Here is a 13689-nt window from a genome sequence, read left to right on the forward strand (position 1 = left end):
ACAACGGCCCGCGCGCGGGCCGCTTCGCGCATGATGGCATAACAACCAAAAACAGAGGTTACTATGGATTTTGTTACTCTTTCCCGGTCGCTGCTGCCGCTGCTGGGAGGCCGGGAAAATATCGCCAGTGCGGCGCACTGTGCCACACGTTTGCGCCTGGTGCTTGTGGATGACGCCAAAGCGGATACTGCCGCCATCGGCAAACTTGACGGGGTGAAGGGCTGTTTTCGCAATGCCGGACAGCTGCAGGTGATATTTGGCACCGGCGTGGTGAATAAAGTGTATGCCGCGTTCATCCGCGAAGCCGGCATCAGCGAAACCAGCAAATCGGAAGCCGCGGACATCGCCGCGCGTAAGCTCAACCCGTTCCAGCGCATTGCGCGCCTGCTGTCGAACATTTTCGTGCCGATCATTCCGGCGATCGTCGCCTCTGGTCTGCTGATGGGCCTGCTCGGCATGGTCAAAACCTACGGCTGGGTTAGCCCCGACAACGCGCTGTATATCATGTTGGATATGTGCAGCTCGGCGGCCTTTATCATCCTGCCGATCCTGATTGGCTTCACCGCGGCGCGTGAGTTTGGCGGAAACCCGTTTCTCGGCGCGACGCTCGGCGGTATTCTGACCCATCCGGCACTCACCAACGCCTGGGGCGTGGCGGCGGGCTTCCATACCATGAACTTTTTCGGTATCGAAGTGGCGATGATCGGCTATCAGGGCACGGTGTTTCCGGTGCTGCTGGCGGTGTGGTTTATGAGCATGCTGGAGAAACAGCTGCGCCGGGTGATTCCGGATGCGCTGGATCTGATCCTGACGCCGTTCCTGACGGTGATCATCGCCGGCTTCGTCGCGCTGCTGGTGATTGGTCCGGCGGGAAGGATGCTCGGCGACGGTATTTCGTTTGTGCTCAGCACGCTGATTGCGCATGCCGGCTGGCTGGCCGGGCTGGTGTTTGGCGGGCTTTACTCGGTGATTGTCATCACGGGCGTGCATCACAGCTTCCATGCAATTGAAGCCGGGCTGCTGGGCAATCCGGCGATTGGCGTCAACTTCCTGCTGCCGATCTGGGCGATGGCGAACGTGGCGCAGGGCGGTGCCTGTCTGGCGGTGTGGTTTAAAACTAAAGATGTGAAAATCAAAGCCATTTCGCTGCCGTCAGGTTTTTCGGCGCTGCTGGGGATTACTGAAGCAGCGATTTTCGGTATCAACCTGCGCTTTATGAAACCCTTCATCGCCGGCCTGATTGGCGGCGCGCTGGGCGGTGCCTGGGTGGTGTCGGTGCATGTGTATATGACGGCTGTCGGTCTGACCGGTCTGCCTGGCATGGCGATTGTGCAGGCCAGTTCATTGCTTAACTATGCGATTGGCATGGTGATCGCGTTCAGCAGCGCATTTATGATCTCTTATCTGCTCAAATACAAAACGGACGCGGAATAATGACGGCTTCTTCATTGTTACCCGATATTTTGCAGGCGGTGATGCGCGGTCAGCCGCGCGCGCTGAGCGACCCGCATTATCCGGGCTGGCATCTGGCACCCGTCACGGGCTTGCTTAACGATCCGAACGGTTTTATCCACTTCGCCGGGCGTTACCATCTGTTTTATCAGTGGAATGCGCTGGGCTGTCAGCATCAGCATAAATGCTGGGGCCACTGGAGTTCGGCCGATCTGCTGCACTGGCAGCATGAACCCATAGCGCTAATGCCGGATGAAGAGTATGACCGCAGCGGCTGCTATTCGGGCAGTGCCGTCGACGATAACGGCCTGCTGACGTTGATCTATACCGGCAACGTAAAGTTTGCCGATGGCGCGCGCACCGCGTGGCAATGTCTGGCGGTGCAAAATCCCCAGGGCGGCTTTGACAAGCTCGGGCCGGTGATCGCGCTGCCCGACGGCTACACCGGACACGTGCGCGATCCCAAAGTATGGCGGCATGGCGAGCACTGGTTCATGGTGCTGGGCGCGCAGGATTTGCAAAAGCAGGGCAAAGTGTTGCTGCTGCGCTCGGCGGACCTGCGTGAGTGGCACAATCTGGGCGAGATTGCCGGCAGCGGCCTGAACGGGCTGGCGGCAACCAGTTATATGTGGGAATGCCCGGACATGTTCACCCTCGGCGATAGCACGTTCCTGATTTGCTGCCCGCAGGGCATCGCGCAGGAAGATCATCGTTTTCTGAATGCGCATCCGAGCGCGTGGCTGTCCGGCGATCTTGATTACGCTAACGCCAGCTTTAGCCATGGCGAATTGCATGAGCTTGACGCCGGTTTCGAGTTTTACGCGCCGCAAACCACGCTAACCGCCGACGGACGCCGGCTGCTGGTGGGCTGGATGGGCGTGCCGGACGGCGAGGAGATGCTGCAGCCCACGGTGGCCAATGGCTGGATCCATCAGATGACCTGCGTGCGCGAACTGGGCACGCGTGATGGCCGGCTGTTCCAGCGGCCGGTCACTGAACTGCAGGCACTGCGCAACGCTGAACAGCATTATCAGGGCCCGGCCGCCGATGCGCCGGTCATTGATGCGCGGCGGCTGGAATTGCTGCTGAGCGGGCAGGGCGACATCACCCTGAACTTTGCTGACCAGCTACGGCTGGAATGGCGTGCCGACGGGCTGCGGCTCGCGCGGCGCAGTCTGGCAAACGGCGAGTGGCAGTTCCGTTACTGGCGCGGCGCGGTGAGTCAGCTCCAGTTACTGTGCGATCACTCCAGCGTTGAGATTTTCATTAATGAAGGCGAAGGGGTGATGAGCAGTCGCTACTTCCCGGCGCATCCGGCGCAATTAACCCTGACCGGACACGCAGAAGTGACGGCGCGCTACTGGTCGTTGCGCCCGTGCATGGTAGAATAAGTCATTGTTTCCTTAACCGATGCACTGACGTGAGAAAAACCAAACGCGTTACCATAGCGGATATTGCTGCGCTGGCGGGGGTGTCCAAAGCCACCGCCAGTCTAGTGCTGAATGGCCGTGGCAAAGAGTTGCGCGTGGCGAAAGAGACGCGCGAACGCGTGTTAACGCTGGCGCGCGAACATCACTATCAGGCCAGTATTCACGCACGCTCGCTGCGTGATAACCGCAGCCATACGCTGGGATTAGTGGTACCGGAGATTACCAACTATGGCTTTGCGGTGTTCTCACACGCGCTGGAAAATCTGTGTCGCGAGGCCGGCTTGCAGCTGCTGATCTCCTGCACTGATGAAAACGCCGGGCAGGAGCGGGTGGTAGTGGATAACCTGGTGGCGCGTCAGGTGGACGGACTGATTGTGGCGTCCAGCATGTTGAGCGACAGTGACTACGTGAAGCTGAGTGATCAGCTGCCAGTTGTGCTGTTTGACCGCTACGTCAATGACACGCAGCTGCCGCTGGTGATGACCGATTCGATCACGCCGACCGCCGAGCTGGTGGAACGGCTGGCGCGCGCCAATCCAGATGAAATTTACTTTCTCGGCGGTCAGCCGCGTCTGTCACCCACTAAAGACCGTCTGGCCGGTTTTATGCAGGGGCTGGAGCGGGCGGGCATCACGCCGCGCCCGGAGTGGATCATTCACGGTAATTATCATCCCAGCAGCGGTTATGAGATGTTCGCCGCGCTGTGCGCCCGGCTGGGGCGTCCGCCGAAAGCGATTTTTACCGCTGCCTGCGGACTGCTGGAAGGGGTGTTACGTTACATGAGCCAGCACCACCTGCTGCACAGCGATATCCGCGTCGCCAGCTTTGACGATCACTATCTGTATGACTCGCTGACTTTGCCGATTGATACCGTCGAGCAGGATGTGCCGCGCCTGGCACAGGAGTGTTTTACGCTGCTGACTACCATGATTAACGGCGATGAACCCGGCAGCCTGCACACCGTGCTGCCGGCAACGCTGCGGCTGCGCTTTGGCAGGTAGCGCAGCCCCGACTCAATCGCTCTCTGGCTCACATACCTGCCATCTGACCGAGCTGACGCCTTTTTCCAGACTGATACGGCTGACCAGATTTTCCAGCTGATCGGTCAGGCTGGGTTTACCCAGCACTTCCGCATTCACCGCCATGCGGTGTGACGGTTCCAGATCCTCACTGTGCAGGGATTGCAGCCGCAGGCCGCTGCCTCCGAGGCTATGCAGCATCAGGCTGCGCACCTGCACCTCATCGGCCGCCAGACAAATGATTTGCACTTTGTAATACTGGCTGGCGTCTTCCGCAGTAATGATGCTCTGACGATTAATGCCCTGAGCCAGTTCGCGCAACAGGATGTTGGCGCACAGAATCACGACGCAACCAATAGCCGCTTCCAGCAGCAAACCCATGCTGCATAACACGCCGATCGCCGCGGTGCACCACAGCGTGGCGGCGGTGTTAAGGCCGCGCACATTCAGGCCATCACGCATGATGACGCCACCGCCGAGAAAGCCAATACCGGAGACCACATAGGCCGCAACGCGCGAAGCATCTGCGGCAATTCCCGGTACGCTTTGCGTCATCAGGACAAATAAACAGGCACCGGTGCTGACCAGTGCATTGGTGCGCAGCCCGGTCAGGCGCTGGCGCAGCTGGCGCTCGCTACCGATCAGCGCGCCGAGAATCAGCGCGACCGTGACGCGCAGTAAAAAGATTTTCCAGTCCATGTCAGACCTCACTCCATCACCGCCGGGCAATGGATATACAGAGTTATAAGAATGGATTACAGCGGGGCCAGACAGCACGCAGGAAAAAAGGGGGAGGGGGATCCACCGTCTTAACGCAGGGCTAAGACAGCGATGAGGCTATCTCAGCATCGGCACCGATTGTAATCGTGTGGGACAGGTGTCCAATTGTGTATCCTCATCAGTAAAATTGCGCCGGCATTGTAGACGCTTTGATTCGCCAGCGCGAAGACAAATCGCGCACCGTTTAAGCGGGGTTAAGGATGCGCGGCATAGTTACGCGTCTTTGATAATATCGATATAAACCACGTTATTGTGGGGATCGGCATAGTTATTGACGGTGAAGCCTGTCAGATCACCAAATAGCGTGGTTAACGACGGCGTGTCGCGATAAATCAGGTGCCAGTCCATTATCAGTTGTAAATAGCCCCGTCCGGAACTGTCGGGACTGAAATTGCCCACCACCAGACGTCCTCCTGGTTTGAGCCTGTTTTTCAGTGACTCACTGAGGGCTTTGGCTTTGCGCTCAGGCAGATAATCATACAGGCCGGCGGAATAAATAAAATCAAAGCTCTCCTGTTCAGCGCGTGAGGTCTGCAGTAAAGCGTTGATGCCGGCAATGTGCGTTTTCACCCTGCCGCCATAAGCACGATTAACTTCTGCACAGGATTCTGCATCCTGATCGAAGGCGACGATCTCGCCTTTGAAAATATCCGACAGCGCCAGCGTATTTTCAAACTCCCGGCAGTGACCGGAGGCCACCGATAATATGCGCGCCTGCGGATTATTTAGTACCGTTTCATTGATATAGGCGGTTAACAAGTGTCGTCTGAATAAAACCGATAACCCCATTGAACTGGCGGTTGTGCAGGCAAAGATGCCACGGCCATGCGATGTTGTCTCCGCTGGTACAGCACCCGAATAAATATAATCCAGCATGACAGCATCGCCCGCATAGCCGCGAGGTTTGCTGAACGCTCGCGAGGTATACGGATCCTGCTGGCAGAGCTTAAAGAAGGGATGCAGACGGGCCGACAGCAGGGAATCATCTGAAGCGTTAATGTTTATCCTGTCGCAGAGTTGGGTGAGTTTTTCTCCGCTGAGTTGAAACGCAGAGAAGTAATCGCCTCTTTCACAATAAGCCAGCGCGCAGTCCAGCAGGGAATGTAGTTGTGCCTGAAGGGAATCTGAATGTGTTTCAGAGAGTTGCATGTGTATCCTACCTTAGAGAGTAAGTAGCGGATAACGCAATAGAGACAGACAAAAATGAGCTTAGCATTCATAAATGAATTTACTGGATCTAGCCGCTACGCTTTTTTGTAAAGGTCAGATTGAGGGGGAGGGAGGCGGGGCAAAGCTGACGGGTTTCTCAGTACCCGCAGCACAAAAATGACCTCCATGGTCAGAATCAATTGATCGCCTGTTATATCTGATAGCGATACTATTCATCATCTCCGCCGGTATTCACCCCAATGCTGTAAGGTCTGACATGCAACCAATCAGTCTGCAAAACAGATATCGTTCTGCGAACCAAAACACCACTGCGCTGTGGGCGAAACATGCAGATATCGGGAACATCCGTGAAGAGAATTACTACGATCCGGTAAAACTGGCGCTTGCTGCAGGGATTAAACCGTCAGTTTCCTTACCGGTGTTACGTCTGATTGATGAATTGCAACGACTCACACAGGCTGATCCGCTTGCCGATACACTGCCAGTACAAGGTTTACACTTTACCTTCCTGCCTCTGACCTTACCGCTGTATAGCATCAACGAACCTTTACCAGCGAAAGCGGCGCAATTGACCACAGTCTGGAATGAATTTGCTGAAAAAAAAATCGTCATCAGGGATCTGCGCTTAGTGGCGTTGCCCAGCCAGTTATTGCTTGCGGGCATACCTGATACGCCTGCGATTGCCATGCGCCAGTCATTCTGCGACAAGGTTCTGGATTCTGACTGGAAAAATGAATTGCTGATGCGGCATGGCAACAGCCCGTTGCCGGCACCATTCTGGCACAGCACGCTACTGCGCTACAGCGCTGAGTTTTTACCCGCTGTTTTACGTCAATTCTTTTATGAGCGTCAGGACATCAATTTTGGCGCGGTGGCTGGAGAACTGATGCTGGCGAAGACTAACTATAACTGGACGAAGTGTTATCCGTTGCCAGCGAGGGCGTGATCACCTGAATAATCTCGCTCCACATCTGCAAGCCGCCTGGCTGTCACCGCGTCGCAATTCGCCATGCAAACATGCAGTGTAGCTTTCAACGTTCTCATTAACAGCGCCTGACAAAAGAGTGCCAGGCGCCGTCAGGAAGGATGATTTTACTTTACCGGCATGGCCAGCACCGCATCGGTGGTTTTGATTTCGGCAAACACATCGGCTACACCGGCCAGCGCGGCCTGCTGCAGAACGTTGTGATCCACCACATTGCCATCCCAGGTGGCCAGATCGCGGGTTGCCGTGGCATCTTCCGGAATAATCACCGAGAAGCCCAGCGGAACCGCGTCACGTGCGGTTGAAGAGACGCACATATGGGTCATCAAGCCCGTGACGATCAGCTGTTTGATGCCCAGATTGTCCAGCTGTGCTTTGAGATCGGTGCCGACAAAGGAGCTTGGTGTCGCTTTGGTTATCACACGGTCGTCCTTAGCTGGCTGCAGGTCTTTATGGAAGTCGGCAAAGCGGCTGCCTTTAGCAAACAGCGGACCGTTAGCATCACCAATGTGCTGAACGAAGAACACCGGCATGTTATTTTTATGTGCAAATTCCACAATGCGTTTGCTATTATCCAGCGCTTTCATGCCATCCGGAATCGGCATTTTTCCGCCCGGAAAATATTCGTTTTGAATATCAATCACGATGACCGCCGTTTGCTGGGCTGTGAGTGATGTAGTGGCCGTTGCGCCACTCATGGTACGGATCGTTGGGGCTCGCTCTGCATTGCGTTCATCCGCGCTGGCCGCGCCGGAAATAGCCATCATCAGCGCAAAAGTACCTGAAGCAATATAGTTTTTCATAGATGAGTATCCATTTTCATACGGGAGATCGGGATGATCTCCTTTGCCGGTAATTATCCCTGAACATCTACCTGGCCAGGAGTAGCACAGATGACAAATAGCGTTCACTTCGCGCCAAAAAAAGCCGACCCGATTAAAGTGGGTGTTATCGTTTTCGATAACATCATTCCGTTTCATCTCTCGGTTCCCTGCGCGGTATTTGAAAACGCCCGGCATGAAGATGGTACTCCGTATTACGAACTGTTGATTTGTGCCGAACATCGCACACCGTTAAAGACCAACAGTGGTTTTTCGATTGTCGCGGAACACGGGCTGGAATGCGTGCGCGAGGTGGATATGGTGATTGTGCCGAGCTGGAGCGATCCCGACTTACAACCCCCTGCGGTTTTGATCGAAACATTGCAGCAGGCTGCCGCGCGTGGCGCGACCGTCGTTGGACTGTGTCTCGGGGCGTTCGTGCTCGCCGAGGCCGGTTTGCTTACGCAATCACGTGCCACCACTCACTGGCGCTGGATGGCAGAATTTGAACGGAGTTACCCGGATGTAGAGATTGACCGTGATGTGTTGTATATCGATGAGGGCCAGATTGTCACTTCCGCCGGCACCGCCGCCAGTATCGACTGCTGCCTGCACCTGGTACGTAAACAGTGTGGTGCGGATATCGCCAATAATGTGGCGCGTATGCTGGTGGTACCGGCACACCGTCAGGGCAATCAAATGCAATTTATTCAACAACCGGTTCATGATTCTACTGCCAGCGATTGTTTTATGAATGCGCTGGCATGGGCGAGCAAAAATTTAAAGCAGACCCTGACGTTAGAGGATTTAGCGCAAAAGGCGTTGATGAGTCCACGCAGTTTTACCCGCCGTTTTCAGCAAACCACTGGCAATTGTTTTAGCGACTGGCTATATCATCAGCGCCTGGCACTGGCGCAGCGTTATCTGGAAAAAACCGATCAACCGGTAGAGATTATCGCCATCGAATCAGGTTTTTCTTCACCGTTGAGTATGCGCCGCCATTTTAAAAGTAAGCTGGGCATCTCTCCCGCAGAATATAGGAAAAAGTTTTGCGGCAAGCTGAGTCAGTAAACTCTTTGTTCATATCTTATCTGGCGAATCAGCTGAGAGCTCATGGAAAAGGCGACCTGATCCCTGTTGATTAAATCTTTTCAGCGATTGATTGATTCCAGAAAACGTATAGGCCTCAATACCTCATCAATCCTGCTGTAAAGCAAACATCTTCACGCCAGAACAAGGCGGAAAAATGCAGTGTATGCTCCATAAGCAGTTTTGAGAGTGCTCTCGTTTCGCCTAACCAGTCATCACTTTACAATAATTTTCCAATAATGCTTCCAGTCATTGCTTGACGCTATTTGCTGAGTGACCGCTTTATTTATCGGGTGATGGAAGTACTAATATCTTTTGTTGCTCATTGAAGTCGATATGACATATCGAAACTTCAGTCACGGCAAAAATTAAATTAACGGGAATTCAATTCTATGTGTCTGAGAGGCTCGTTCAGAGTCAGCATACTCCTGAGCGCATTGCTGTGGTTGACGGGGTGCGCTGTACAGCAAAAAGACTTGCCTGAACATAGGCAATCTGTATCCACGTATTCAGGACTGGTTATTTGCCAATCGGAATTAGCGGCACTTCAACTCTACGATGTGGTCAGCTGGCAGAAGCAGGACACCGCCCTGAATACTCTTCTGGACCGCAGTGCCAAATATTTGCTGACACGCCCGAAGCTAAGCACAGATATGCAATCAGTACTGGATAGCGTGTATCAGGCGCAGCTAGCAACACGCTGCCAGCGCATTCATGTCACGTTGTTTGATGCCCTGATGCAGCAAGCGAAAAAGGAGAAGAGTGAATGATTCAGGGAATATTATTATTTACCGCCGCCTCTCTGGTCCTGCTCATCAGCGGCTGTGTTCGCTATCCGGCAACGATGGCAAACCCGGCAATGTCGCAACCGCCATTACTTAATCAGTTCCAACAGCAACTGGTACACATCGGGCAGCGTGCCGATGCCGGTGAACGCATGGCACAGCAGCGTTATGGCCAGTGGCTGGCATCGGCTGGTCAAACCGATGCAGCGGCACCGCTATTACGTGCAGCGGCACAACAGGGCGATGCCCAGGCGCAATATCAACTTGGTCTATTACTACCTGCACACAGTTCCGAAGCCTTGCAATGGCTAGCGCGTGCTGCTGAGCAGGGGCACAACGGCGCAGCTCGTCAGTTGGCGCAGCTTGAGCTACACGCTAATCCACTACTGCAGCATAAACAGCAGGCTTTTAACTGGCTCATGATGGCGGCTGAGCGCGGTGAACCGCAGGCGCAAAATGATGTTGGCGCGGCCTGGAGTCGAGGCGATGGAACGCAGCAGGACTCGGTACGCGCGGTGATGTGGTACCGCAAGGCAGCTGAGCAAGGGCACGCGCTAGCCCAGTTTAATTTAGCAGGTGCTTATCAGAGTGGCGCTGGCGTAAAAAAACAGCCAGACCAGGCCTATGCCTGGTACGCCGTGGCAGAGAAAAATAGTAATGACCCGCGCCTGAGGCGGGTGGCGGAGCAAATGAAATTACGCATGTACGTAGAGGCTAACCGCTTGGGTAAAGCGGCGAGGGCTCGCAAGTTAGAGCAACTTTATATACGTCAGTATCGGCTGGCTAATCAGGAAACTATTTGATGAAAAGAACACTTTTGCCTGCCGTGCTGAGTGTGGAAATAGCCTCAGCATTTTTTTTTACGATTGCACATGCAGCGCCGCAACTGACTGGTTTCAGCTCGATTGATACCATTCCGGAAACACTGTTTGATGACAGCGAGCCAGCAAAACCGTGGCTCAAACCGCAACCGGCACAGCGTAAAGTATTGCGCCCGGCGACTACGCAAAAAATCGATCATGACAAGCGTATACAGAGTCTGCAAAATTCGTTGACGGAGCAACAACGTCTACATCAACAGACGCTTGCAGATTACCAGGTAGAAAAGAGCAAGCTTCAGCAACAGTTAACTGCACAGAAAGCGGACCAGGAGGCAGTGCGCTCAATGCGAGCTCGCCTGAACGAGCTTGAACAGCAAGTGGCACAGAGCCAACCTGATAAATATCTTCAGCAGCTAAGTGAGTTACGTATTCAACTGGCTGCGCAGCAACAACTGGTGGATACCAAGACGTTGCAGCAATCTGCACTATCGGAAAAGCTTCAGCAAAAAGAGCAAGATGTAGTTGAGCTAAGTCAGCAGCTTGAAGCGTTACGCGCTCCTGCGCAGTCGCCTGTCATTAAACCCGAAACACAGACGCAAAAACTTTCTTACGCTAACGGCGTTGCGTTCGCCAGTAATATTGTACAAAGCTTACAAGCTCAGCAAAATCTTGGCATTCATCCCGATCGACCGATGGTGCTGGCCGGAATACAGGATGCTTTTGCCCAGCGCATCGCATTAAACAGTGAAGAGATCACTACGCTGGTAAACGATCTTGACCAGCAACTAAACAGCAGTCTGCAGTCGCAGCAGGAGAACAAAGCGTATCAGCGCGAGCAACAACATAAAAGCGGTAAAGCGTTCCTGGAGCAGACCCGAAAACGTAAAGGTGTGAAATCACTGAAAGGTGCATATTACCTCGTCACTAAAGCTGGCTCTGGCGAAACGCTAAAAGCAGATAGCACAGTCGATCTGCTGCTGACCGGACGTCTGCCCGACGGCACAGTATTTGATAGCAGCGGCAAAGAGAACAAAGCACAGCGTGTCAAACTGAATAGCCTATTACCAGCATTAACTAACATATTGAGCACCCTAAAGTCAGGTAGTGAAGTGGAAGTGATTTTGCCGCCAGAAGAGGCCTTCGGTGATGAGGGCGTAGACAACCTCATTCCACCAGGTGCAGTAGTGATCTTTGATATCAAGCTCAAAGCATGATTCTCAAGCCGCAAATAGGTAAGATGATGCAAAAATAACAATGAAGTAAAAATAATCCTGCTGGATGCCCATCCTCTTTATCTGGAAGAGCTGAAGTTTCTGATTAACCAAAGCGCTATTTTTAACGTGGTGAATTGTTGTCATACCTATGCGGAGTTGCTGCTGTCACTCAGTATGAATCCGGCAGACATAACAATTCTGGACCTGTCGTCCTCACTTAGTGAAGAAGAGACCGTATCGCTGGTGGAAAAAATTCATCAGGAGATGCCGGGTATAGCCATGGTGGCGCTGGGTGAAACCCACCAACATCAGCGCCTGAGTAAAAATTTACGGCCCGCATTCAAAGGGTATTTTTGCAAATCTCTGCATCCGGAAAAAATCAGTATGGGGCTGCGGCATGTTTGGCATTAGCATTTACAGGATAAAACAGCCTCGCCTTTTAACTTATCCAATATTAATGAAAAAATGGAACTGACCCTCATCGAATTACGCCAAGAAAGGGTGCTAGAATATTTGCATGCAGGTTTTACCGTGACTCAACTCTATTCGCAAAAGGAATCATGCTGAGGCTAATATCAATATGCTTTTTAACATAAAAAAGTTTTCGAGTACTGCGATAGAGATTTATAATTCCCCACGCTAGTCTGAAATGAGTCTCTTCCGCACTAAAATCGAGAGTGCTCTTATTTCTCTGTTATTCTAAAATTAATATTGTATTCGCATCAAAAATGGTTTGCTTTTTGATGAGTGACTTATTAATCGTTAAATCAAGGAAATAAGATATGAAAAGTAAAAAATCTGTATTATTCGCTATGATGGGTATCTTTGCTGCTGCTTCTGTTCAAGCTCAAACGGGAACTGTATCTATTTCCGGCTCAGTTGTAGGGGCAACGTGCACAATAAACGGCATGAATCAAACAGCTAACTTTGGAAACATTGATCAGGCCGAATTGCAAGCCCTGTCGAATGGTAATGTTCATAAGCAAGAGACTATGACAATTGAAGTAACAGCTTGCCCGTCATCAATTTCTAAAGTAACGATAACTCCAACATTCACTGCTGAACTCGGAAATGGTCCGCGTATTGCTTACACCGGTCCAATGAAAGGCGCAGGTCTGTGGCTGGTAAACGGTGATGATGATAAACAAATGTATAGCGCTACGGGTTACTCTAAAGATCTGGTAGCTAATGCGACCACTTTCACATTGAAGCCTAGCCTGGTTCGATTTACAGGTGGCGGTCAATCAGGTAGCGCAAATGTTGTAGCGGGTGATTTTGCTGCAACCGTCAATTTAGCCATGACATACGAATAATTTGATAGTTGAGCGGCCTGTTTACATGAGTTAAACAGGCCAGTTCTATCAATGACGTTGATTTAAGATTAACTACGCGAGGAGTTTATGCCTTCTTATTCTAGTCTATTTATTATTATATTAATCGTATGCCAGGCTTTCACCATTAAAATAGTTTATGCTGATACCAAGGGTTTCAGTCTGAATGCAACTCGCATCATATATTACGAAACCAAAGAGGAAGCTTTGATTACTGTCCGTAACTCGGACAACAAGAAATCATTTTTAGTACAGTCTTGGGTCACTGAGGAAACAGGGAAAACTAAAGCACCATTCCTCGTCATGCCTCCTTTATATCGTCAAGATTATGGCCAAAATACTGTGCGCATAAAATTGATAGATAATAATCTTCCCAAAGACCGTGAATCTCTCTTCTGGCTGAATGTTAAGGCCATACCATCACAAAAGAAAGAAGATGTTTCGAATAATGCTATATCTTTTGCTTATGTCATGCGTTTGAAACTTTTCTATCGCCCTGAGGGATTAAATGGCACAGCTAATGAAGCTTTCAAGAAATTAAAAATAAAACAGAACGGGAATGAGGTAAAAATTACAAATCCCACACCATTTTATGTCACTCTTAACAGTATGGCTTTTAACGGAAAGCAGGTTAATAAAGATGCGCCCATGCTGAGCCCATACGGTGATTATGTTCATCATTTACCGGAAAAAACAAGGGTAAATGAATTTTCTGTCAGATCAGTTAATGATTCTGGCGGCGTGTCAGATGAATTCAAGTATAAATTAAATTAAAATCTTAAAGGTGGCAGG

At 51.8% G+C, this 13689-nt stretch carries 14 protein-coding genes; 11 read left to right on the forward strand and 3 right to left on the reverse strand.

The features are described from left to right. The first annotated feature begins 63 nt into the window (after nt 1-63). The 3 genes from MXF20_RS19670 to MXF20_RS19680 are packed head-to-tail and all read left to right on the forward strand — an operon-like array spanning nt 64 to nt 3883. Nucleotides 64-1434 (forward strand): sucrose-specific PTS transporter subunit IIBC, encoded by a 1371-nt coding sequence (locus tag MXF20_RS19670; RefSeq protein ID WP_325970937.1) that lies wholly within the window; start codon nt 64-66, stop codon nt 1432-1434. Further along, a complete protein-coding gene (locus MXF20_RS19675) occupies nt 1434-2843 on the forward strand; it encodes a sucrose-6-phosphate hydrolase (protein WP_325970939.1) in 1410 nt (469 codons plus the stop codon). Before MXF20_RS19670 ends, MXF20_RS19675 begins: the two co-directional genes overlap by 1 nt. Before the next feature lie 29 nt (nt 2844-2872). Next, entirely contained in the window at nt 2873-3883 is a 1011-nt protein-coding gene (locus tag MXF20_RS19680; protein WP_325970941.1) for a substrate-binding domain-containing protein, read from the forward strand. Between the two features lie 12 nt (nt 3884-3895). Here the strand turns inward: MXF20_RS19680 and MXF20_RS19685 are convergent, their stop codons facing one another. Both MXF20_RS19685 and MXF20_RS19690 read right to left on the reverse strand, forming a co-directional pair. Next, on the reverse strand, nt 3896-4600 hold the full coding sequence (locus MXF20_RS19685) for an MgtC/SapB family protein (protein WP_325970942.1): 705 nt from the start codon (nt 4598-4600) through the stop codon (nt 3896-3898). A gap of 294 nt (nt 4601-4894) precedes the next feature. Continuing rightward, the gene (locus MXF20_RS19690; protein WP_325970944.1) at nt 4895-5830 is read right to left on the reverse strand and encodes a class I SAM-dependent methyltransferase; all 936 of its coding nucleotides are present in this window, start codon (nt 5828-5830) and stop codon (nt 4895-4897) included. A gap of 277 nt (nt 5831-6107) precedes the next feature. Here MXF20_RS19690 and MXF20_RS19695 point away from each other — a divergent pair, with 277 nt between their 5' ends. Further along, nucleotides 6108-6797 carry a hypothetical protein gene (locus MXF20_RS19695; RefSeq protein ID WP_325970945.1) on the forward strand — a complete coding sequence of 230 codons (690 nt, stop codon included), beginning with the start codon at nt 6108-6110 and terminating at the stop codon, nt 6795-6797. Between the two features lie 146 nt (nt 6798-6943). Here the strand turns inward: MXF20_RS19695 and MXF20_RS19700 are convergent, their stop codons facing one another. After that, on the reverse strand, nt 6944-7639 hold the full coding sequence (locus tag MXF20_RS19700) for a cysteine hydrolase family protein (protein ID WP_325970946.1): 696 nt from the start codon (nt 7637-7639) through the stop codon (nt 6944-6946). Between the two features lie 90 nt (nt 7640-7729). On the opposite strand from MXF20_RS19700, the gene MXF20_RS19705 reads away from it, so the two are divergent. The 7 genes from MXF20_RS19705 (at nt 7730) to MXF20_RS19735 (ending at nt 13671) form a co-directional block, all read left to right on the forward strand. Further along, the gene (locus MXF20_RS19705) at nt 7730-8728 is read left to right on the forward strand and encodes a GlxA family transcriptional regulator (RefSeq protein ID WP_325970947.1); all 999 of its coding nucleotides are present in this window, start codon (nt 7730-7732) and stop codon (nt 8726-8728) included. A gap of 455 nt (nt 8729-9183) precedes the next feature. Continuing rightward, a complete protein-coding gene (locus MXF20_RS19710; protein ID WP_325970949.1) occupies nt 9184-9516 on the forward strand; it encodes a hypothetical protein in 333 nt (110 codons plus the stop codon). Then, nucleotides 9513-10334: a tetratricopeptide repeat protein gene (locus MXF20_RS19715; RefSeq protein WP_325970951.1), complete on the forward strand. Its 822-nt coding sequence runs from the start codon at nt 9513-9515 to the stop codon at nt 10332-10334. The genes MXF20_RS19710 and MXF20_RS19715 overlap by 4 nt, the downstream gene beginning before the upstream one ends. Then, nucleotides 10334-11566, forward strand: coding sequence for an FKBP-type peptidyl-prolyl cis-trans isomerase (locus tag MXF20_RS19720; RefSeq protein WP_325970953.1), 1233 nt, complete (start codon nt 10334-10336; stop codon nt 11564-11566). The genes MXF20_RS19715 and MXF20_RS19720 overlap by 1 nt, the downstream gene beginning before the upstream one ends. A 174-nt stretch (nt 11567-11740) precedes the next feature. Further along, the gene (locus MXF20_RS19725; protein ID WP_325970955.1) at nt 11741-11977 is read left to right on the forward strand and encodes a hypothetical protein; all 237 of its coding nucleotides are present in this window, start codon (nt 11741-11743) and stop codon (nt 11975-11977) included. 371 nt (nt 11978-12348) lie between these two features. Continuing rightward, a complete protein-coding gene (locus MXF20_RS19730) occupies nt 12349-12879 on the forward strand; it encodes a fimbrial protein (RefSeq protein ID WP_325970957.1) in 531 nt (176 codons plus the stop codon). An 87-nt stretch (nt 12880-12966) separates the two neighbouring features. Next, nucleotides 12967-13671 (forward strand): molecular chaperone, encoded by a 705-nt coding sequence (locus MXF20_RS19735; RefSeq protein ID WP_325970959.1) that lies wholly within the window; start codon nt 12967-12969, stop codon nt 13669-13671. The last annotated feature ends 18 nt before the right edge of the window (nt 13672-13689 follow it).

Source organism: Pantoea dispersa (assembly GCF_035783935.1).
GTDB classification, from domain to species: Bacteria; Pseudomonadota; Gammaproteobacteria; order Enterobacterales; family Enterobacteriaceae; genus Pantoea; species Pantoea dispersa_C.

What these genes read in the sequence shown, in the direction of transcription:
- MXF20_RS19670 (WP_325970937.1), top strand. Translation starts at nt 64, where the DNA reads ATGGATTTTGTTACTCTTTCCCGGTCGCTGCTGCCGCTGCTGGGAGGC.
- MXF20_RS19675 (WP_325970939.1), top strand. Translation starts at nt 1,434, where the DNA reads ATGACGGCTTCTTCATTGTTACCCGATATTTTGCAGGCGGTGATGCGC.
- MXF20_RS19685 (WP_325970942.1), bottom strand. Translation starts at nt 4,600, where the DNA reads ATGGACTGGAAAATCTTTTTACTGCGCGTCACGGTCGCGCTGATTCTC.
- MXF20_RS19690 (WP_325970944.1), bottom strand. Translation starts at nt 5,830, where the DNA reads ATGCAACTCTCTGAAACACATTCAGATTCCCTTCAGGCACAACTACAT.
- MXF20_RS19695 (WP_325970945.1), top strand. Translation starts at nt 6,108, where the DNA reads ATGCAACCAATCAGTCTGCAAAACAGATATCGTTCTGCGAACCAAAAC.
- MXF20_RS19700 (WP_325970946.1), bottom strand. Translation starts at nt 7,639, where the DNA reads ATGAAAAACTATATTGCTTCAGGTACTTTTGCGCTGATGATGGCTATT.
- MXF20_RS19705 (WP_325970947.1), top strand. Translation starts at nt 7,730, where the DNA reads ATGACAAATAGCGTTCACTTCGCGCCAAAAAAAGCCGACCCGATTAAA.
- MXF20_RS19715 (WP_325970951.1), top strand. Translation starts at nt 9,513, where the DNA reads ATGATTCAGGGAATATTATTATTTACCGCCGCCTCTCTGGTCCTGCTC.
- MXF20_RS19720 (WP_325970953.1), top strand. Translation starts at nt 10,334, where the DNA reads ATGAAAAGAACACTTTTGCCTGCCGTGCTGAGTGTGGAAATAGCCTCA.
- MXF20_RS19725 (WP_325970955.1), top strand. Translation starts at nt 11,741, where the DNA reads ATGAATCCGGCAGACATAACAATTCTGGACCTGTCGTCCTCACTTAGT.
- MXF20_RS19730 (WP_325970957.1), top strand. Translation starts at nt 12,349, where the DNA reads ATGAAAAGTAAAAAATCTGTATTATTCGCTATGATGGGTATCTTTGCT.
- MXF20_RS19735 (WP_325970959.1), top strand. Translation starts at nt 12,967, where the DNA reads ATGCCTTCTTATTCTAGTCTATTTATTATTATATTAATCGTATGCCAG.